General features: G+C 38.1%; 20 protein-coding genes. 16 read left to right on the forward strand and 4 right to left on the reverse strand.

Annotated features, from left to right (window positions below; genetic code table 11):
* Nucleotides 1-29: 29 nt before the first annotated feature.
* Entirely contained in the window at nucleotides 30-665 is a 636-nt protein-coding gene (locus ACFX40_RS17945; protein ID WP_060745863.1) for a YigZ family protein, read from the reverse strand.
* Nucleotides 666-1,104: 439 nt separating this feature from the next.
* Here ACFX40_RS17945 and ACFX40_RS17950 point away from each other — a divergent pair, with 439 nt between their 5' ends.
* The 15 genes from ACFX40_RS17950 (at nucleotide 1,105) to cudC (ending at nucleotide 12,992) form a co-directional block, all read left to right on the forward strand.
* Nucleotides 1,105-2,253, forward strand: a complete 1,149-nt coding sequence (locus ACFX40_RS17950; protein ID WP_028409683.1) for a sensor histidine kinase — start codon at nucleotides 1,105-1,107, stop codon at nucleotides 2,251-2,253.
* 77 nt (nucleotides 2,254-2,330) lie between these two features.
* The gene (locus ACFX40_RS17955) at nucleotides 2,331-3,014 is read left to right on the forward strand and encodes a response regulator (RefSeq protein WP_013059772.1); all 684 of its coding nucleotides are present in this window, start codon (nucleotides 2,331-2,333) and stop codon (nucleotides 3,012-3,014) included.
* A gap of 422 nt (nucleotides 3,015-3,436) precedes the next feature.
* Nucleotides 3,437-3,868, forward strand: coding sequence for a flagellar export chaperone FliS (gene fliS, locus ACFX40_RS17960; protein WP_081085243.1), 432 nt, complete (start codon nucleotides 3,437-3,439; stop codon nucleotides 3,866-3,868).
* 119 nt (nucleotides 3,869-3,987) lie between these two features.
* Complete coding sequence (locus ACFX40_RS17965) at nucleotides 3,988-4,425, forward strand: YaaR family protein (protein ID WP_028409681.1); 438 nt, start codon at nucleotides 3,988-3,990, stop codon at nucleotides 4,423-4,425.
* 106 nt (nucleotides 4,426-4,531) lie between these two features.
* The gene (locus ACFX40_RS17970) at nucleotides 4,532-5,377 is read left to right on the forward strand and encodes a DegV family protein (RefSeq protein ID WP_013085440.1); all 846 of its coding nucleotides are present in this window, start codon (nucleotides 4,532-4,534) and stop codon (nucleotides 5,375-5,377) included.
* Nucleotides 5,378-5,456: 79 nt separating this feature from the next.
* Nucleotides 5,457-6,965 carry an ATP-dependent helicase ComFA gene (locus ACFX40_RS17975; protein WP_377255785.1) on the forward strand — a complete coding sequence of 503 codons (1,509 nt, stop codon included), beginning with the start codon at nucleotides 5,457-5,459 and terminating at the stop codon, nucleotides 6,963-6,965.
* A 53-nt stretch (nucleotides 6,966-7,018) separates the two neighbouring features.
* Entirely contained in the window at nucleotides 7,019-7,654 is a 636-nt protein-coding gene (locus ACFX40_RS17980) for a ComF family protein (protein WP_253351967.1), read from the forward strand.
* A gap of 61 nt (nucleotides 7,655-7,715) precedes the next feature.
* Nucleotides 7,716-8,129, forward strand: coding sequence for a TIGR03826 family flagellar region protein (locus ACFX40_RS17985; RefSeq protein WP_098333914.1), 414 nt, complete (start codon nucleotides 7,716-7,718; stop codon nucleotides 8,127-8,129).
* A 159-nt stretch (nucleotides 8,130-8,288) separates the two neighbouring features.
* Complete coding sequence (flgM, locus tag ACFX40_RS17990; RefSeq protein ID WP_028409676.1) at nucleotides 8,289-8,543, forward strand: flagellar biosynthesis anti-sigma factor FlgM; 255 nt, start codon at nucleotides 8,289-8,291, stop codon at nucleotides 8,541-8,543.
* Between the two features lie 21 nt (nucleotides 8,544-8,564).
* Entirely contained in the window at nucleotides 8,565-9,026 is a 462-nt protein-coding gene (locus tag ACFX40_RS17995) for a flagellar protein FlgN (protein WP_223269021.1), read from the forward strand.
* Nucleotides 9,027-9,044: 18 nt separating this feature from the next.
* A complete protein-coding gene (flgK, locus tag ACFX40_RS18000; protein ID WP_028409674.1) occupies nucleotides 9,045-10,568 on the forward strand; it encodes a flagellar hook-associated protein FlgK in 1,524 nt (507 codons plus the stop codon).
* A gap of 2 nt (nucleotides 10,569-10,570) precedes the next feature.
* Nucleotides 10,571-11,452, forward strand: a complete 882-nt coding sequence (gene flgL, locus ACFX40_RS18005; RefSeq protein WP_060745858.1) for a flagellar hook-associated protein FlgL — start codon at nucleotides 10,571-10,573, stop codon at nucleotides 11,450-11,452.
* An 81-nt stretch (nucleotides 11,453-11,533) separates the two neighbouring features.
* The gene (gene fliW / locus ACFX40_RS18010; RefSeq protein ID WP_050690875.1) at nucleotides 11,534-11,956 is read left to right on the forward strand and encodes a flagellar assembly protein FliW; all 423 of its coding nucleotides are present in this window, start codon (nucleotides 11,534-11,536) and stop codon (nucleotides 11,954-11,956) included.
* A 24-nt stretch (nucleotides 11,957-11,980) separates the two neighbouring features.
* A complete protein-coding gene (gene csrA / locus ACFX40_RS18015) occupies nucleotides 11,981-12,211 on the forward strand; it encodes a carbon storage regulator CsrA (protein WP_013085431.1) in 231 nt (76 codons plus the stop codon).
* A gap of 226 nt (nucleotides 12,212-12,437) precedes the next feature.
* Nucleotides 12,438-12,992, forward strand: a complete 555-nt coding sequence (gene cudC, locus ACFX40_RS18020) for a choline uptake/conversion transcriptional regulator CudC (protein WP_028409671.1) — start codon at nucleotides 12,438-12,440, stop codon at nucleotides 12,990-12,992.
* A gap of 42 nt (nucleotides 12,993-13,034) precedes the next feature.
* Here the strand turns inward: cudC and gbsB are convergent, their stop codons facing one another.
* Complete coding sequence (gene gbsB, locus ACFX40_RS18025; protein ID WP_252123947.1) at nucleotides 13,035-14,237, reverse strand: choline dehydrogenase; 1,203 nt, start codon at nucleotides 14,235-14,237, stop codon at nucleotides 13,035-13,037.
* A gap of 21 nt (nucleotides 14,238-14,258) precedes the next feature.
* Nucleotides 14,259-15,749 carry a betaine-aldehyde dehydrogenase gene (gene betB / locus ACFX40_RS18030; RefSeq protein ID WP_377255789.1) on the reverse strand — a complete coding sequence of 497 codons (1,491 nt, stop codon included), beginning with the start codon at nucleotides 15,747-15,749 and terminating at the stop codon, nucleotides 14,259-14,261.
* Nucleotides 15,750-16,377: 628 nt separating this feature from the next.
* Here betB and ACFX40_RS18035 point away from each other — a divergent pair.
* Nucleotides 16,378-18,090, forward strand: coding sequence for a high affinity choline transporter 1 (locus ACFX40_RS18035; RefSeq protein ID WP_253351961.1), 1,713 nt, complete (start codon nucleotides 16,378-16,380; stop codon nucleotides 18,088-18,090).
* A gap of 37 nt (nucleotides 18,091-18,127) precedes the next feature.
* On the opposite strand, the gene ACFX40_RS18040 is transcribed toward ACFX40_RS18035, so the two are convergent.
* Nucleotides 18,128-19,525, reverse strand: coding sequence for an amino acid permease (locus tag ACFX40_RS18040; protein WP_060745853.1), 1,398 nt, complete (start codon nucleotides 19,523-19,525; stop codon nucleotides 18,128-18,130).
* Nucleotides 19,526-19,544 lie beyond the last annotated feature (19 nt).

The raw sequence follows: 19,544 nt of genomic DNA on the forward strand, positions 1-19,544 counted from the left end.
TACAATGTTTTTTAATGAGAGTAAATAATTCATTCTACATCTTCTTCTAAATAGGTCGTCTCACCTGCTCGAATATCTGCTTGGCCGTTTGTTAGCTCGGTCATCCATTCAGTAAATGCTTCTGTTTGAGCTTCCTCTGCAAATGTTTCAATCTCTACCATATCTGCGTAGTGGATTTCTTTTAATAGATAAACAGAACTGCGAAGCTCATTTTCTAATTTTCCAAGCCATGTATAGTCGACGGTTGTATGCATAACCGCCATGAGAGTTCGTTTGACTGTACCTATTTCATTTAACGCTTCGGAAACAGATTTCCCATATGCGCGCACCAAGCCACCTGCGCCCAATTTAATGCCTCCGAAATAGCGTGTAACGACGACCACCGTATCTTTTAAGCCTCTTTTTTTGAGCACTTCTAACATGGGTACGCCTGCTGTTCCACTTGGTTCTCCATCATCGTTTGCTTTTTGAAATTGATCTCGTTCTCCAATTAGGTAAGCTGAACAGTTATGAGTAGCATTCCAGTGCTGTTTTTTAATGTCTTGGATAAATTGCTGAGCTTCTTCCTCAGTTGTTACACGTTTCATATGACAAATGAATCTAGATTTTTGAATAGTGATTTCATGTGAACCTTCTTGTTTTACGGTATAATATTGTGATAACAATCAAAAAATCCTCCTTAGCGTTATAAATAGAAGAAAAACGGGTATTTACGTACTGTTTACTTGCTATTAGTATAAAATGTTTATGAAAAGACATCAATTAATCAAATTCAACATCACTTGAACAAGCTATACAGAATATACGTTATAATAAAAGAGTGTGCAGGCTTGTATAGCTAAATGATGAAATAGTTTAAACAGGCAGTTAGTCACTGTTGAATAGTGAGTGTAAATGGTAATCTATTCAAATAAAGCGAGTCAAGCGTCGATTGATGTCGAGTTTGAGGGTACTAAAAACAACCGTTACTTTTTGGATATAAAAAGTCAGATAGGGAGAAAATATGGATCTTATCCTCACAATTCAGATAGGTCATACGAATACTATATATAGCATGAACGTATAGACATTTCTCCGAATGTGAGTATAGTTTGGGGTGAGTAAATGTCGAAACATAAATTAACAAGTAAGGCACTTGATGAAATTTTTGAGAAGATTATTGGCACAGTGGGAGATAGTAAAAATGAAGTCTATCGCCTTTCTGAAGATGCCAGACAAGAATATCAGCAAATTAAAGAAGAGTTAGAAGTGTTAAAAGGGAAAGTTCTTGAGACGATAGAGCAAGGCGATCAATTGGAAACTCAGGCAAGGTTGGCTCGAAAGCGTTTGTCTGATGTGAGCCGACATTTTCAAATTTATTCAGAGCCTGAAGTAAAAGACGCTTATGAAAAAGCACACGAATTACAAACCAAGCTGCTGATGAATCAGCAAAGCGAATATCAGCTGCGTAATCGTCGAGATGAACTAGAAAGACGCTTGCTTACATTGGAAGAAACAATTAAACGTGCAGATCACCTAGTAGGTCAAATTTCCGTTGTGTTAAATTATTTAACAAGTGATTTAAAACAAGTAGGGGAAATAGTAGAAGATGCCATTCAAAAAGAGTATTTCGGCTTTCGGATTATTGAAGCTCAGGAAGAGGAACGGAAACGTTTGTCAAGAGAGATTCATGACGGCCCAGCTCAAATGCTTGCAAATGTTATGATGAGATCGGAATTAATTGACCGAATTTACCGGGAACGTAGTGCAAAAGAAGCAATGGAAGAAATTCGAGATTTACGAAAAATGGTTCGTTCTGCCCTATACGAAGTGCGTCGAATTATATATGATTTAAGACCGATGGCACTTGACGACTTAGGTCTAATTCCGACGCTGCGTAAATATCTTGATACAATCGAAGATTATAACGAAGGCAAGCCTCGGATTACGTTTATTTCCATTGGACAAGAGAAGCGAACTGCTTCAAAATTAGAAGTAGCACTGTTTCGTCTAGTGCAAGAAGCTGTAACGAACGCATTAAAACATGCAGACGCGACAGAAATCCAAGTGAAGATAGAGTTTAACAATGAACACGCTATTTTGCTTGTCAAAGATGACGGCTGCGGTTTTAATCAAGAAGAGAAAAAAGAGAATTCGTTCGGCTTAATAGGAATGAAAGAGCGTGTTGATTTGTTAGATGGGACTATTTCTGTTCATTCGAAAATTAACCAAGGCACGCTTGTTATGATTAAAGTACCGATTATAGCCGCTTAAAAAGGCAGAGATATGTATATAAATAGGGGTCAGTATAGAGTAAAACATTTGTTGTTCGATTTGGGGAGGAATCAAACATGCAGACAAGAATTATCATAATCGACGATCACCAATTATTCCGTGAAGGAGTAAAAAGAATTTTAGATTTCGAAAAAGATTTTGAAGTAGTTGCAGAAGGTGACGACGGTAGCGAAGTTATTGACCTTGTAGAAGAACATCAACCTGATGTTGTAATCATGGATATTAACATGCCGGCTGTAAATGGTGTAGAAGCTACGAAAAAGCTTGTAGAAGTAAATCCGGACGCTAAAGTTATTATCTTATCTATCCATGATGATGAGACATATGTAACTCATGCCTTACAAACAGGTGCACGAGGCTATCTGCTAAAAGAAATGGATGCGGATGCGTTAATTGAGGCGGTGAAAGTAGTTGCAGAAGGTGGTTCATATTTACACCCTAAAGTAACACATAGTTTAGTAAAAGAGTACCGTCGACTAGCAGCTCAAGGACAATCGTCTTCTTATCCGCACGAACCAATTGAGATTCGCCGTCCACTACATTTGTTAACACGCCGTGAGTGCGAAGTGCTACAACTGTTAGCTGATGGTAAAAGTAACCGAGGAATCGGAGAAGCATTATATATTAGTGAAAAAACCGTTAAAAACCATGTAAGTAATATTTTACAAAAAATGAATGTAAATGATCGTACTCAAGCTGTTGTTGTGGCAATTAAAAACGGTTGGGTAGAAGTAAGGTAAGTCCAAAAGTCTGATATACCGCTAGGTATATCGGACTTTTTTTTTCTTTTTATAACTTTTTTTGAAATTGTGGGTAAAAAGTCATGTTTAATGAGAGAGGAAAACAACCGATAAGTTAAAGGTAGAAAATATCTTTTAGGAAGGCGAAGGGTGATACCTTTGCGCATTTACTCGTCCTTCAACTTCACTTAAGCAGAAAGGAAATCTTAAGGATTCTACAACCTTCGAAGAAAGCATCCATACCTCAAACCAACGTTCATCAAGTTGATGCATGCTCTTGTAAACGAAGGTCTTTAATACATTCAGATACATATGAGGCCGTAGAAGAATTTATTCGAACCTCAACTGGTGTCCTTTAAAAATTTAAAAGTTAGCTTTTAGTGAAATAAATAGAAAACGGATTTAAAGAAGACAAGAAGGTGATGAAGCTGAATTTTATAACGGAAGAATTAATCTATCATAAATCTCCGCAAGAGCTAACAGCTATGATGTATGAAAAATTTATTCAAAATATTGATGAAGCTGTTATAGCAATTCAACACAGCGATTATTTTATAGCGAATGAAAAAATTAAACAGTGCAACGATATTTTATATCGGCTAGGAATTGGCTTAACATATCAAGCAGGTATCATTGCAGAGCAGTTAGATACTCTTTACAACTATATGTCTGAGCGATTAATTATGGCTAATTTAAAAAAAGATACGTTTATTTTATGTGAAGTTCAACAAATGATGAAGAAGCTTTCTAACGTTTGGAATGAAGTATTAAAAGCAACGCCTAAAGTTACCTCTTCGCCCCGAAAAAACAAGCTGTCTTCTTATGAACAGCATATAAGTATCACTCTTAGCTAGAGGATAATCATTATATCCACGCATCGGATGCCTCTCTAAACTTTCACCTAATCAAGCTGGCGCATCTAAAAGTCTAAATTGAATGAAGTGTATACTAACAGAGAAAGGAGAGATACATAGTGGAGGTACAGCGAATTAACGGTCTTTCTTCTTCAGTGAATCTCATTAGAGAAAAAGAAGTAAGTGGTTCGGGTTCATTTACAGGAGTAATGGCCAAGAAACAAAAAGAACTAACCAATGAACATTTAACTCAAGTGATAAATAAAATTGAAGAACAGGGAAAGCAGTTAGTGAAAAATCAAACTATTGATTCTTTGCGGAAATACAAGACGCTTGTGAAGCAGTTTATGAACGAAGTCGTTAAAAATGGTTTTGAACTGCATGAAGAAAGAGGGTTTAATCATAGAGGAACGACTAAAGTATATAAATTAGTGAAAGAAGTGGATACAAAACTAGTTGACTTGACAAATGATATCCTTCAAAAAGAAAAAAACAGTTTAAATTTACTCAAGCGGGTTGGAGAAATTCAAGGTTTGTTAATTAATATGTATACGTGAGGGAGCCTTTACTAAGAGGTAAACCTCTCGTTACATGCATTTTAATCCTAAATGTTGTAGAATAGAGTGAAATTATTTTATATAACAAAGGATGGATCCCTATCTTATGAAAACAGCAATTATTACAGATAGTACCGCCTATATATCAGAGGAAATTCGATCAAACTATCATATACATATGGTGCCGCTAAGCGTTATTTTCGGTGAAGAAACATATCGTGAAGAAGTAGATATGACTGCAGATCAATATTTTGAAAAAATTAAAGAAGCAAAAAATCTTCCAACCACTTCTCAGCCTGCTATCGGAGAATTTGTAGAGTTGTTTGAACAGTTAAAACGAGATCAATTCGATGCTGCTATCGTTATTACGTTATCTAGTGGAATTAGCGGAACGTATCAGGGTGCTTTGACGGCAGGTAGCATGGTAGAAGACTTTGATGTGCACGTATTTGATTCAGAAATCAGCTGTATGGTTCAAGGCTTTTACGCGATTGAAGGAGCCGAAATGGTCCAATTAAATAAACATCCTGACGAAATCATTGCGCGTTTTGAAGAGATGAAACTATCAATGCGTGCGTATTTTATGGTAGATGATTTATCTCACTTGCAGCGTGGAGGTCGCCTAAATGCTGCTCAGGCTATTATCGGCAGTCTGCTTCAAGTAAAGCCAGTGCTACATTTTGAATCTAAAAAAATTGTTCCGTTTGAAAAAATTCGTACGCGTAAGCGAGCGTTAAAACGAATCACGGAGCTTCTTGATGAGGATGCAAAAGAAAATGTACCTATGAAGGCTGTAGTTATTCATTCTAATCGTGAAAATGAAGCAAAAGAAATTCAACGAGACTTAGAACAAGAATATCCTCATATTGAATGGAGTCTTTCATATTTTGGCGCTGTCATTGGCACACATTTAGGTGAAGGTGCCATCGGTATAGGCTGGTATAAAAAGTAATCGAAAACCAAATCATTTGATTTGGTTTTTTTGCAGGAAAAAACACCTTTTTTTGCGTATATAGATGTGTACGATAAACATGGAAAGGAATGAAGATATGCTTTTTACTGTTAAACAAGAATTGCTAAATCCCGTTCAAGTACCTAGCCCAGCTGCTTTTCCTCTCTCAAAAATCGATACGTGGAGAACTCCACCTTTAAATCCTTCATACTCCTACTCTTTAGGTCTTCAGCGCTCTCTAAGCGGAAAGCAGCTTCTACTAACTCAGACTCCCTATCCTTTATCCCTCATTCATGAACATTATCTAAACGGATATATTTCCTATCAAAAAGCACTTACCCAGAAAGAAAACGGATATAAATGCAACCGGTGTGGAAGTGATAGTCCCTTTTATTTTGCTTCATTTCCATGCAGTAGATGTCACCAGGAGTGCTACTATTGCCGAGCATGTATTGTAATGGGCAAAGTAAGTGAGTGCACACCCTTTATAAACTGGGAAGGACCAGCAAGCAATGTCCTGCCAAAAAGCAGCGTGATGAATTGGAAAGGAACGCTGTCTAAAGCTCAAGAACGTGCTTCAAATGAACTCATTCAAGCTATAAAAAAGGATGAAGAGCTGTTAATTTGGGCTGTTTGCGGAGCAGGAAAAACGGAAATTTTATTTAAAGGTATTGAATCAGCGTTGAACAGCGGAAAGAAAGTCTGTATTGCTACTCCAAGAACAGATGTGGTTATTGAGTTAAAGCCAAGAATTCAATCGGCATTTCCGGATATGTCTGTGCTGGCTATGTATGGAGGCAGCGAAGACCGTTTTCATGAATCCTCTCTTATTATTTCCACCACTCATCAACTTCTGCATTATTATCAAGCATTCGATGTGCTGATTATTGACGAAGTAGATGCATTCCCGTATTCGACAGAGCCTATGCTGCACTATGCTGTTGCAAAAGCAGCTAAACACGCTGCATCAAAGATTTATTTAACAGCGACTCCAAGTGAATCATTAAAAAAAGAAGTTGAGCAAGGAAAAAAACAAGTAGTTAAAATTCCAGCCCGCTATCACCGAATGCTTATTCCTGTTCCTCGATTTGAATGGTGTGGCAATTGGAAGAAAAAAATGAAAACAGATACTTTGCCTGCTAATGTTGAGAAATGGCTGAAAAAAAGAATAGAGGAAGGAAAACAATGCTTTATCTTCGTCCCGCAAATTAAGTGGATTGCTCCCATCACAGAAATGATTCGAAAGCTGACCGAAAAGGTAGACGGTGTCCATGCTGAAGATTCCCAGCGAAAAGAAAAAGTAATGAAATTTAGAGAAGGACAGCTAGTTATTTTAGTAACGACAACAATATTAGAGCGAGGCGTAACGGTTCCCAACATAGATGTTGCAGTATTGGGAGCAGAAGAAACGATTTTTACTGAAAGTGCTCTTGTTCAAATTTCAGGAAGAGTAGGGAGGAGCGCTCAATTTCCAACAGGAGACGTGGTCTTTTTTCATTATGGGCAGTCTCTGTCTATGCGAAAAGCAAAAGAACATATTGAATATATGAATGCTCTAGCTTATAAGGAAGGGCTGATTGATCAATGACAATATGTCTGATTTGTTTTGAACCTCTTGTCTCTTCTTTCGATTGGAGGTCATTGTTAAAACCTTCTTCAACGGACAGGATTTGCGCTGTTTGCTTGCAAAGATGTCCCATCATCACCAGTAGCATTTGCAGAGGATGCGGCCGTTCTCTTGGAGACCTGGCTCCTTCTCATTATGAGCTAGACACATGTATGGACTGTCAGAAATGGAATGATGCTTCTTTTTTTAACCGTTCTCTTTATACGTACAATGATTTTATGCAAAGCATAATAGAACGTTTTAAATTTCAAGGAGATTATGAAATTATCCAAGCATTCAAGGAGCAGTGGTATAAGTTCTATAAAAAAGAATGTAATCCAAAAGCTATACTAGTTCCTATACCTTTAACGGACGAGAGATTATATGAGAGAGGGTTTAACCAATCTTTAGCGCTAGCTGAACTGATCAGTGACAACATAGAAATGCCTCTTGTTCGCTGTTCAGGAACAAAGCAATCAAAAAAAAATAGGCGAAGTCGGCTGGCAGAAAGGCTGGAATTTAAAGTAGTCGATTCCTCAATGGTTACGAATCAAGAATTTCTCTTGATTGATGACATTTATACAACAGGAGCAACCGTGCGCCAAGCGGCAAATTGCTTGCAGGAAGCTGGTGCACGTTCAGTTCGTTCGCTCACTTTAATTCGTGCATGAAGATGTATAATTTAAAACTTTGACCGATAGTAAAATAAAAAACAAATGAGGAGTTTCGAATATGGGAACGTTAGATAATTGCAGGGAATGCGGTCATTTATTTGTAAAAAGTGGATCAATAAACATATGTAAATCATGTTTTGACAAAGAAGAAGCTCTGTTTCAACGTGTTTCTTCATTCTTAAAGAAACGAGCAAATCGTACAGCAACGACTTACGAAGTGATGAAAGAAACGGGCGTTTCAGATTCGTTAATTCACCAATTTATTCGACAAGGTCGCTTAGTGCTAACTAATTTTCCAAATATAAGCTATCCATGCATGCAATGCAACGCTCAGATTCGAGAAGGTAAACTTTGTCATTCATGCTCTCAAGAAATTAAACATGGTTTAGAAAAGCATAATCGTGAGATGATTCGTTCAAATGAAGAGCTGACGCGTCCCACCTATCGTTCTAACGAAAGGAAAAAAGAGTAAAAGTGTGCTGAGTGTTTGCACGTCCTCTATCTATAGACCTATGTTTAAGGAGGACTGTGAAAATGGTCTCAACTTCCTTGCCGATGCTAAAGGTTTAGATGGAAATTCCGATATAATGAATAGAGATAACGGATACAAATATAAAAAGAGGTGAGAGAGATGAAGATTAACCCATCGAACTTATTTGGAATAAATCCGTACAAAAAACAATCAGAAAAAACAGAACAGGTCTCTAAAAAGAATTCACAAGATCAGATTCATATTTCATCTGAGGCGAAGAAACTTCAGGGAAATGAACCATCTCCAGAAAGACTTGAAAAATTGGAGAAACTAAAACAGCAAATTAACAGCGGAACGTACGAAATTAACGGAAAAGAAATTGCTAAAAGTATTGTAGATTTCTATAAAAAATAAAAGGACTGACATTGATTGAACGTGCAAGAAATTCAAACGATCCTAGAAAAACAAGTAACGCTTCACAAAAGTTTGTCTGTCATTGTTAAAGAGAAAACAAATTTTATTATTAAACAAGATGTAAAGGCACTCACGGCTTCTTTGCAAAAAGAGCAATCTCATATAGCTGCTATTTCTGCACTGGAAACAAAACGTATAGAAGCGATGGAAAAAAGCGGACATGCTGCTCGCTCCATTGAAGAAATAGCAGGCTCATTCTCTGAATACTCCATCTTGATACCCTTTCAAAAACAGCTAATAGATATAATTCAAGATATAAAGTATGCAAATGACTTGAACAATCAGCTGCTTACACAGTCTTTGCAGCTGATTCATACCGAACTAGACCTTCTTGTTCCATCGAAACGAGAGGATTCGTTCAATTACACAAAAACAAATAATAGATCGTTTCAGTCCAATTCTATTTTTAATTCGAAGGCATAAAGAACGGAGGAAAGCAGAATGAGTTCAACATTTCATGGTTTGCAGGTGGCTAAGCGAGGAATGGATGCCCAACAAGCGGCTCTTTACACGATTGGCCATAACGTATCTAATGCAAATACGCCGGGCTATACGCGTCAGCGAGTAAGTTTAGAAACGTTCCCAGCTTATCCAGCCCCAGGGATGAATCAGACTGGAACTGCGGGTCAAATAGGAATGGGAGTAGAAGCCAGCACGGTAGAGCGAATACGTGATACATTTTTAGATACCCAGTATCGAGATGAAACCATTAAAGTGGGGTATTGGGATGCGCGCGCTGGTGCTCTTGAAAAAATGGAGGAAATTATGAATGAACCTACTGAAGATGGACTTTCAGCTGTTTTTAATCAACTTTTTGAATCCATTCAAGATGTAGCTTCACACCCTTCAGAAGCAGGAGCCAGGTCTGTTATGATTGAACGAGCTGAAGCAGTAGGCGATACTTTCTCTTATTTATCTACTTCTCTAAAAACGATTCAAGGTGATTTGCAAAACGAGCGTGACGTAGCCGTAACACAAGTGAATTCTTTGCTAGAGCAAATAAATAACGTGAACCAACAAATACAAAAGGTAGAACCGAATGGCTATTTGCCTAATGATTTGTATGATGAAAGAGATCGGCTGTTAGATGAGATTTCTAAATTTATGCCGGTTTCTTTAGAGTATACAAAAAGCAGCGGGAACGCTTCTGCAACGTCAGAAGGAGTGGTAACGGTTCAGCTTCAAACGTCTCAAGGGCCTATTACTCTTTTAGATGGAAAAACTCATCAAGTAAATGCCATCAGTTTGACAACAAATCAAGATTCCTATGTAACGGAAATTCATATAGGGGATGAGATACGAAATCCCGAGTCATTTCCTCAAGGAAAACTTAAAGGGTTAATCGAGGCTTCTGGATATATAGATAATAGTGGTAATAAAACAGGTGTTTACGCTTCAATGATTAATGATTTAGATGAAATGGCATATGAGTTTGTGAACTGGTTTAATGATAAGCACCAACAAGGTGTCACGCTAGATGGTGAAACTGGTATGTCCTTTTTTAATGAGATTTCTCAGAAAGAAGGGGCTGCAACTGGAATTGTTATTGCTGATAAAATCAAACAAAACACAAACAATATTGCAGCTGCTTCTTCGGCCTCTTCTGGAGATGATGGAACTGGCCGCAAAGGAGATGGACAAAATGCTCAGCTATTGTCTCAATTTCGTCAAAAGGTGCTTATTAATTCCGGGAATCAAGCTGTTTCCCTAGATGGCTTTTATCAATCTGTTATTGGCCAAATGTCAGTAGATGCCCAACAAGCCAACCGCTTAAAAAGCAATTCAGAAACTCTCCAGGGAGCTGTGGAGCAAAGGCGCCAGTCTACCAGTGCAGTTTCATTAGATGAAGAGATGACCAATATGATTCAGTTTCAGCATGCATATAACGCTAGTGCCCGTATGGTGACTATGATTGATGAAATGCTTGATAAAATTGTAAACGGTCTTGGAACTGGAGGAAGGTAAAGATGCGTGTCACACAAGGAATGTTAGCGGCTAATTCGTTAAAACAGATTAGCAATAGCTATAATAAGCTGGAAACACTTCAAAACCAATTATCAACGGGGAAGAAAATTACTCGTCCTTCAGATGATCCGGTAGTGGCTACTAAAGGAATGGCTTATCGTTCGAATCTTTCTGAAGTAAATCAATATAAACGTAATTTAACAGAAGCTCAGTCTTGGTTTGATAGTTCAGAATCTGGACTTGAACAAGTCAACTCCATTCTTCAGCGCACCAAAGAGCTGGTCGTGCAAGGGTTAAACGGTACGAATGAAAGTGATGACCGCCAAGCAATTGCACGTGAAATTGAACAGTTAAAGCTGGATTATATGCAAGTAGGGAATACGCAGGTGGCAGGAAACTATATCTTTAACGGTGTAAATGTAGGAGCACCGCCTATAAGTGAGAATGCAAGCGGTATAATAGAATCGAACATTAACCTGGATCCTTTTTCAGTTGAAGTATCAAAAGGTATCCAGCTGAGAGTCAATATTCATCCTGAAAACATTTTTGGACAAGGTGCATTCGACTTAATGAACAATGTTCAAACAGCTTTTGAACAAAACGATGTCAACTCACTAAAAGATCTCTCTACAAAAGTAGATACGCAGCTGTCTACGCTATTAGCGGAGCGATCTGAATTGGGAGCAAGGAGCAATCGGCTTGAGCTGATCGAAAACCGCCTTGATTCACAGGAAATTACGGCTACTAAGATGCTTTCAAATAATGAAGATGCAGATATTGAAAAAGTCATTACGGATTTAACCGTACAAGAAAGCGTACATCGTGCTGCTTTGGGAGTAGGGGCTCAAATTATTCAGCCTACGCTGCTAGATTTCTTGCGTTAAAAAGTTCCTTCTAAACAGAAGGAACTTTTTTACAATGGAAAAATATAACAAGAAAAAATCAATTAACAAAGGTGTGATGAGATGAAAATTTCAACAAGCTACCATGGAGATATAGAAATAGATAATCAGCAAACACTGACATTCAATCAAGGGATTCCAGGTTTTTTGGAAGAAACTGAATTCGTTATTTTACCACTTCCCGAAGCCGAAGCTTTCCAAGTTCTGCAGTCTATTCAAACCAAAGAATTAGCTTTTATTATCACGGATCCATTTCAGTTTTTTTTAGATTATGATTTTCAACTAGAACCTCAGGAAATCGAAAAGCTTCAATTACAACAGGCGGAAGATGCAGCTGTTTACGTATTGCTTACGATGTCAGATTCTGTGGAAAATATAACAGCTAATTTGCAGGCTCCTGTTATTATTAATACAAAGCAACAGCTTGCTAAGCAAGTGATTTTAATGAATACAGCTTACGAAACGAAGCACAGGTTATTTGAGTAAGAGGAATAGATAAGGAGTGAGTCCATGCTTGTTTTAACACGAAAGTTAAATGAAACAATCAAAATAGGTGATGAAATTGAAGTGACCGTCCTTGCAGTTAATGGTGATCAAGTAAAGTTAGGAATTCAAGCTCCAAAGTCTGTAGATATTCATAGACAAGAGATTTATGAAGAAATACGTAACGAAAATAAAAGTGCTTCTCAAATTACATTACATGCTATTGATATGCTGAAACAATTACCGAAAAAGAAATAAAACGATCAGTTTGAAAATAATCAAAAATATACGGTATAAATAATATCTAAATCGGGAAAGATAAACATATAGTATTCCCCACTATGTCTTAAGCCTTTCTCTTTAAGAGAAGGCTTCTTTTTTATCAAAAAATTGAACTGAATTTCTGTTTTTTTCCTTTTTATCGTGTATCATTAAATTTATTAAGTATAATTCAAATAAATTTAACAAAAGAGGAGAAGAGTAAATGAGTGATGTTCAAGAGTATCATGATTTATTAAAAGAAGCAGAAGATGTGGTTGTCAGCGCTTTAGCTGATACGATGGATTTATATGGTGTCACACCTTCAGTAGGAAGGCTGTATGGCATGCTTTATTTTATGGATGAGCCGGTTACGTTAGATCAAATGAGTGAAGAATTGGGTATGAGTAAACCAACGATGAGTACATCCATTCGTTCACTGCAAAATATTGATATGGTTCACAAAGTGTGGAAAAAAGGTGTTCGAAAAGACTTATATGAAGCAGAAAAAGATTTTTCTAAGTCCTTTTTTTCATTTTTCTGTAAGAAGTGGCAAAGAGAAATTTCAGTTAATTTAGAGGCAATCGAAGAAGCAGAAAACAAGCTGCAGATTCTCTTAAATGATGAAGATGTACCTGAGGAGATCGCAGTAAAAGCAAAGCGTAATTTAGCGCAGATTATAGAGTCCAAACATTATTATCATTTCTTGAAAAAAGTAGTAAAAGTTTTTGACGACCGAAGAATCATTGATATTTTAAATGAAGAATTAGCGAAAGAGTAAATAAAAAAGGCTGTTGAAAAATCAACAGCCTTTTTATTATTTTTATACGGTTAATGGTGTAGCTTCAAAACAGCGATTATAAATCCATTCGTAACTTTTTACAGTTAGATCACGAGGGTTACCAACCGTTTGTGGATCATTAAATGCTTCTTGAGCTAAGCGAGAAACTGCTTCTTTTGGAACACCTTGTTCTTCTAAAGAAGGGATTTGTACATCTTTAACTAGTTGATATACTTCACGAACAGCTGCTTGAGCTGCTTCTTCAAGCGTTAATTCATGTGTATTAACTCCTAAAGCTTGAGCTATGCGCGCAAATTTTTCAGGCTCGCCCATCCAGTTATATTCCATTACAGGACCTAGCATAGCTGCTACGCAAGGGCCATGGGCAATTGGATAAATGCCTCCTAATGTTTGTGCCATCGCGTGAGCTGCTCCTGCAGATTCACTTCCATATGAAAGGCCAGCAAGCATAGCCGCATGCGCCATTCCATAGCGTGCTTCGATGTCCTGTCCATTTGCAACTGCACGTCGTAAGTATTTCCCAACATACTCAATAGCCAATAAAGCAACAGAGTCTGTCATTGGTTGTGCAAAGTGACATGTATAACATTCAATTGCATGAGCTAATGCGTCAATTCCTGTACCGGCCGTAATATGTGAAGGCATAGATACGTGCAGTTCTGGATCAATAATTGTTAAGTGAGCAGCAATTAAAGGTCCACCTGTATTAAACTTAAACTCACGAACAGGATCTGTAATGACAGCCCATTGTGTGACTTCACTTCCTGTACCCGCAGTTGTAGGAATGGTTGTTAAAGGAGGAATACGTTTTGTTAAAGGTTTTTTTCCTTCAGCTGCTTCATAATCTAAGACGGGAGCATTATGAGCTACTTCTACACCAATAGCTTTTGCCGTATCCATTGAGCTTCCGCCTCCAACAGCTACTAATCCGTTGCATCCATTTTCTTTGTACATTTTTGTGCCGTCTGCTACTACGTGAATAGAAGGGTTGGCTTCTACGTGGTCAAATAAAATAACGTCTACGTCCGCTTCTTTTAAACTAGCGATTACAGGGTCTGCTAAGCCTACTTTTTTTACACCAGGATCTGTTACTAGTAAAACCTTAGATACACCTAGGTTTTTTACTTCTTCTCCAGTATGCTTAACAGCACCAATTCCATGTTTTACAACCGTTGGCATCTCAAAACTTTTTAAACGTTCCATTCTTTCAAATCGCATAAACATCTTTACATTCCCCCTTGAATTTTATTGAAACCAGCGCATTGGCTGTGGATTTGTATTCGTATAAATATGTTTAATTTCCGTATATTCTTCTAGCCCAATGTGGCTAAGCTCTCTTCCAATCCCAGATTGCTTATATCCTCCCCAAGGAGCCTGCGGGAAGTAGGGATGATAATCGTTAATCCAAGTTGTTCCCATACGGAGTGCTTTTACTACACGTTCAGCTCGATTCATATCACTTGTCCAAACGGCTCCAGCTAATCCATAGATTGTATCGTTAGCAAGTGCCACCGCTTCTTCTTCGGTGCTGAAGCGCTCAATGGTCATAATTGGACCAAATGACTCTTCTTGGACAACTTTCATATCTCCATGACAGTCTGTGAAAATAGTTGGTTCAATGAATAAACCTTTTTGTAAAGACTCTTGAGTTGGACGTTTGCCTCCTAAAACAAGGGAAGCACCTTCTTGTTTGCCAAGCTCAATGTAATGCTCTACTTTAGCTAGATGCTCTTTTGAGATAACGGGTCCCATTTGAGTGGTTTCGTCCATGCCGTCTCCTAGCTTAATTTTTTTGGCTTGTTCAATAACTGCTGAAATAAATTTATCGTGAATATCATCTTGAACGAGTAATCTCGCACCAGCTGAACAAACTTGACCAGCATGAAAGAAGACCGCATTTAATGCATAGTCAACCGCAGTGTCAAAGTCAGCATCAGCAAAGACGATATTCGGATTTTTCCCACCGAGTTCAAGAGCGATTTTTTTAAAGTTGCCTGCGGCAGCCTGCATGACTTTACGTCCAGATACACCGCCACCTGTAAAGGAAACTAAATCTACTAAGTGACTTTCTGCCATTTCTTGTCCAACCGTCGCACCCGGGCCGAGTACAATGTTAATGACGCCTGCTGGAAAGCCAACTCTTTCAAAAATTTTCATCATATGAATAGTTGTTAAAGGGGTGATTTCGCTTGGTTTAATAACAATTGTATTCCCAGCAGCAAGTGCCGGAGCCAATTTCCAAGAGGCTTGCAATAAAGGGTAATTCCAAGGAGTAATTTGGCTGCATACACCTACAGGTTCGCGGACAACGCGGCTAACAGAATCGGGATTAGGTGACTCAATCATTTGTCCACCATCTTTATCTGCTAATCCAGCATAGTATTGAAAGACATCAGCAATCCCATCCATGTCTGCCAGACTTTCAACGAGGGTTTTTCCAGTATTTAAGGTTTCAAGTTTAGCGAGTTCTTCACGATCATTACGAATTTCTTCCGCTACTTTAAATAGTAAAGAACCTCTTTGGGCCGCTGTAAATTTAGACCATTCACCTGCATCAAAAGCTTTTCTAGCTGCTTCAATAGCTTCTACAGTATCAGCACGATTTCCTTCTGTAACGACAGCGATAACCTCTTGATTAAAAGGATTTATAATCTCTCTTTTCTCGCCGCTACGTGCTTCAACCCATTCGCCGTTTATGTGCATTTTTTCAAGCGTAAGTGTTTGTTCCAATAGCATCGACCTCCAAATAATAGAATTTGTTAAATTTATATTTAACGTTCTTAACAATTCGAATTATAGCATCGGTTATTTAATTTAGTCAAATCCTAAAACTCTAAATGTTCTGAATTTATTAGATTATCTTCTCTGTAAAAGACTAATCATTCGGATATTAAGAAAAAATTTAACAAAAAGTGATAAAAAATCACTGATTGCTATGTCCCTTGATACAAAAGGTTTTTTTGTGTATGAGCTATGAGAATATTATTCTTTTTTTATATGAAAACCCTCAAACTTTTTTGACAATATCCTAAACATTCAGATATATTAACCATAGTACTATATCTGCTTGCATACAAACCTTGAAAAACAAAGGATTTTGAATGTGGAAATTAAGAAAGGAGTTTAGATGGAAGATGAAAATAATTATGATTTCTTAGTGAAATAATAAAAAAGGTCAATTTAAATTATTTTAATATAATTATATAAACGTAATTTCTCCCCTTCGCATTGGTATTTATAATCCAACTATTTATATTTTATTCTAAAAAATCTATTTTTAGGTTTAATTGTATGCTGGTAGGAAAAAGGAATAGAGGACAATTATGTCTTTAGATTTCTTTATCAATTTAAAGGATGTGAGACGATGCAAAATGCTAAAAAGCCATTTCGTTCAGACACACAACAAGCCAGGCCTGAAAAGTCGAATGAGACTTCTGACTTTTCAGGGAAATCAAACAGGAACAACCGTCTACTAACCCCCTTATGGACAACTATTATAGGATTTTCCATCTTTATGGTTGTCGCATTTATCTATTCTCTCTATAATCCAGATCTCTATTGGCCAGGCCTCATTTTAATGTTCATTATGTATGGTGTTATTTATTTTATTGGTGCTCGAGCCGCTGCAAGTAAAAAAGGAAAATCAGATGATATGCTTGTTGCAGGAAGATCTATGCCGCTATGGATTTCAATGTTCACAATGACCGCCACTTGGGTAGGTGGAGGGTATATTGCTGGAACGGCCGAAACCGTTTATTCCTCAGGGCTGACATGGACGCAAGCGCCATGGTGTTATTCAATCAGCTTGATTTTAGGAGGTATCTTTTTTGCTAGAAAGATGAGAAGATTTGAGTTTATGACAATGCTCGATCCTCTAGAATCTCGTTTTGGTAAGAAAATGGCTACGGTTCTTTATTTTCCGGCTATACTGGGAGAGCTGTTTTGGAGCGCAGCTATCTTAACTGCTTTAGGAACAACATTCGGTGTGATTTTAGGCCTCAGTTTTTCAATTTCCATCATTCTTTCCGCACTTATTGCCATTGCATACACCGTGATTGGCGGCCTGTGGGCAGTAGCACATACCGATATCTTACAGCTTTCTATTATGTTCTTAGGACTATTTCTGGTGCTTCCCTTTGCATTTTCGAATACGGGAGGGGTGGGAGCCGTTTTTTCCACTTATTCAGAAGGCATGACTGGTTCTCTTCATTTATTTCCTCCATTAAAAGGCTGGGAAGATCCGAAATGGGGAAATACATATTGGCAATGGTGGGATAGCACATTTTTACTTATTTTTGGTGGTATTCCATGGCAAATTTATTTTCAGCGCGTGTTATCTGCTAAAAATGAAAAAGCAGCAATGTGGCTATCTATTACAGCCGGCATCTTTTGCGCGTTAGCGGCCTTACCTCCAACTTTAATAGGGATGATAGGTTATAGTGCAGACTGGTCTTCATTTGGAGCGTCAAGCCCTGAGAGCGCGTCCATGATTTTAACGTATGTATTTAAATATCTAACGCCTGATTTAGTAGGAGCGATTGCACTTGGAGGACTAGCTGCTGCCGTCATGGCTGCAGTAGCGGCTTCGTTACTTTCAGCTTCGGGGATGGCAGCCTGGAACGTGTATCGTCCGATTGTAAAACCAAATGCGACACAGGCGCAGTTAGATAAAGTTATTAAACGTTCTATCATTATCATTGGCACGGGAGCAACTCTAATTGCTTTAAACTCTGAGAGTGTCTACTCTTTATGGTATTTATCAGGGGACCTCGTGTATTGCATACTTTTTCCGCAGTTGGTTTGTGCTTTATTCTTTAAAGGAGCTAACTGGTACGGATCTTTGGCTGGGTTTATTGTGTCTCTTGTTCTTCGAATAGGTGGAGGAGAACCGCTGCTTCATTTAAAAGCGCTGCTTCCGTATCCGATGATTGAAGAAGGAGTGGTCATGTTTCCGTTTCGTACATTTGCGATGATAGGCGGGTTGTTAACTATTTTTATCATTTCTTACGCGACGCGACGTATTTGCCCTCCTCAGCCGCTTCGAAATCTTCATCGTGACATATCGGTTGAGAAATAATCAAAAGCAAAATAAAAAAGCCGCATCTGCGGCTTTTTTATTTTGCAATATTTTCTGACTCGGAAAATTGATCGTCAGGTCGCTTGTTGTTTGTTTTTTTGATGAACGAGTATGAAAGAAGAACCACAGCGGTTAATCCAAGAGTTAAGAAAAACTGTGAGCGCATCGAATCAATAAATGCCATTGATAAAAAGATCACGGTAATAACAGCAATTGTTACGTATGTTAAATACGGGAACAACCACATTTTCATCCCTTTAATTGGCTGGTTGGCTTGAATCATTTTCTTTCGCAGGCGTAAGTGAGAAATAGCGATAGCTAAATATACAATAAGAGCGATGGCTCCTGATGCATTAACTAAGAATAAAAAGAGTTTATCCGGCGAAACGAAGCTAAAGATAGCACATACATATGCGGCAGCTGTGCTAATCCATACAGCTCTTGCCGGCACGCCTGATTTGCTTACTTTTGCTAAAGCGCGAGGAGCTTGTCCTTTTTGAGCTAATGATAAAATCATTCGTGAGTTCGTATACAAAGCAGAGTTTAAGCAAGACAAAACGGATACTAATACGACTAAATTCATAATTTGTGCAGCTGCTGGAATATTGACCATTTCTAACATTGTTACATATGGACTTTTTAGTAAATCAGCTGAGTTCCAAGGTAAAAGAGTTACTAAAATAGCAACTGAACCAATATAGAAAATTAAAATTCGCCATACGACACTGCGAATAGCAGTTGTGATAGCTTTTGCTGGGTTTTCTGATTCACTAGCTGCAATAGCCGCAATTTCAGCCCCGAAATAAGAGAAAATAACGGTAATAACTCCCAAAAAGATAGAGTTCGTACCTTTTGGCATAAAGCCTCCGTGGCCCGTTAAATTAGATAGACCAGGTGAAGATGTACCTGGGATTAACCCGAAAATAATAGCTAAACCGATTCCCATAAAAGCAACGATTGCCACAATTTTAATCATAGCAAACCAATATTCAAATTCTCCAAATGATTTGACAGAGAACAAGTTTGTTAAAGTTAATGCAAAGGTTAAGATTAAGCTTAAAAGCCAAATTGGTACGGAAGGGAGCCATTCATGAACAATTGCTCCTCCTGCAGTGGCTTCAATCGCAATTACAATTAGCCAGAAAAACCAGTAAAGCCATCCGACAGCATAACCTGCCCACGCGCCAATTCCTTGCTGAGCATATGTTGCGAATGAGCCTTTATCTGGGTTTACCATAGCCATTTCACCGAGCATACGCATCAATAGAACGACTAGCAGTCCGGCTGCTGCATATGAAACTACTGCTGCTGGGCCTGTTGCATTAATAACGGATCCGCTTCCTACAAACAAGCCGGCTCCGATAATACCTGCAATGGAAATCATGGAAACGTGACGTTGCTTTAACTTTCCGTGTGATTCTGTTTTGTTTCCCATCGTATTCACTCCTTTAAAA

The sequence above is a fragment of the Priestia sp. YIM B13552 genome (genome assembly GCF_042787775.1).
In the GTDB taxonomy this organism is placed as follows: domain Bacteria; phylum Bacillota; class Bacilli; order Bacillales; family Bacillaceae_H; genus Priestia; species Priestia megaterium_E.

Coding starts and splice junctions, on each gene's coding strand:
- ACFX40_RS17950 (WP_028409683.1), top strand. CDS start 1,105: ATGTCGAAACATAAATTAACAAGTAAGGCACTTGATGAAATTTTTGAG.
- ACFX40_RS17955 (WP_013059772.1), top strand. CDS start 2,331: ATGCAGACAAGAATTATCATAATCGACGATCACCAATTATTCCGTGAA.
- fliS (WP_081085243.1), top strand. CDS start 3,437: ATGAAGCTGAATTTTATAACGGAAGAATTAATCTATCATAAATCTCCG.
- ACFX40_RS17970 (WP_013085440.1), top strand. CDS start 4,532: ATGAAAACAGCAATTATTACAGATAGTACCGCCTATATATCAGAGGAA.
- ACFX40_RS17975 (WP_377255785.1), top strand. CDS start 5,457: ATGGAAAGGAATGAAGATATGCTTTTTACTGTTAAACAAGAATTGCTA.
- ACFX40_RS17985 (WP_098333914.1), top strand. CDS start 7,716: ATGGGAACGTTAGATAATTGCAGGGAATGCGGTCATTTATTTGTAAAA.
- flgM (WP_028409676.1), top strand. CDS start 8,289: ATGAAGATTAACCCATCGAACTTATTTGGAATAAATCCGTACAAAAAA.
- flgK (WP_028409674.1), top strand. CDS start 9,045: ATGAGTTCAACATTTCATGGTTTGCAGGTGGCTAAGCGAGGAATGGAT.
- flgL (WP_060745858.1), top strand. CDS start 10,571: ATGCGTGTCACACAAGGAATGTTAGCGGCTAATTCGTTAAAACAGATT.
- fliW (WP_050690875.1), top strand. CDS start 11,534: ATGAAAATTTCAACAAGCTACCATGGAGATATAGAAATAGATAATCAG.
- csrA (WP_013085431.1), top strand. CDS start 11,981: ATGCTTGTTTTAACACGAAAGTTAAATGAAACAATCAAAATAGGTGAT.
- cudC (WP_028409671.1), top strand. CDS start 12,438: ATGAGTGATGTTCAAGAGTATCATGATTTATTAAAAGAAGCAGAAGAT.
- gbsB (WP_252123947.1), bottom strand. CDS start 14,237: ATGTTTATGCGATTTGAAAGAATGGAACGTTTAAAAAGTTTTGAGATG.
- betB (WP_377255789.1), bottom strand. CDS start 15,749: ATGCTATTGGAACAAACACTTACGCTTGAAAAAATGCACATAAACGGC.
- ACFX40_RS18035 (WP_253351961.1), top strand. CDS start 16,378: ATGCAAAATGCTAAAAAGCCATTTCGTTCAGACACACAACAAGCCAGG.
- ACFX40_RS18040 (WP_060745853.1), bottom strand. CDS start 19,525: ATGGGAAACAAAACAGAATCACACGGAAAGTTAAAGCAACGTCACGTT.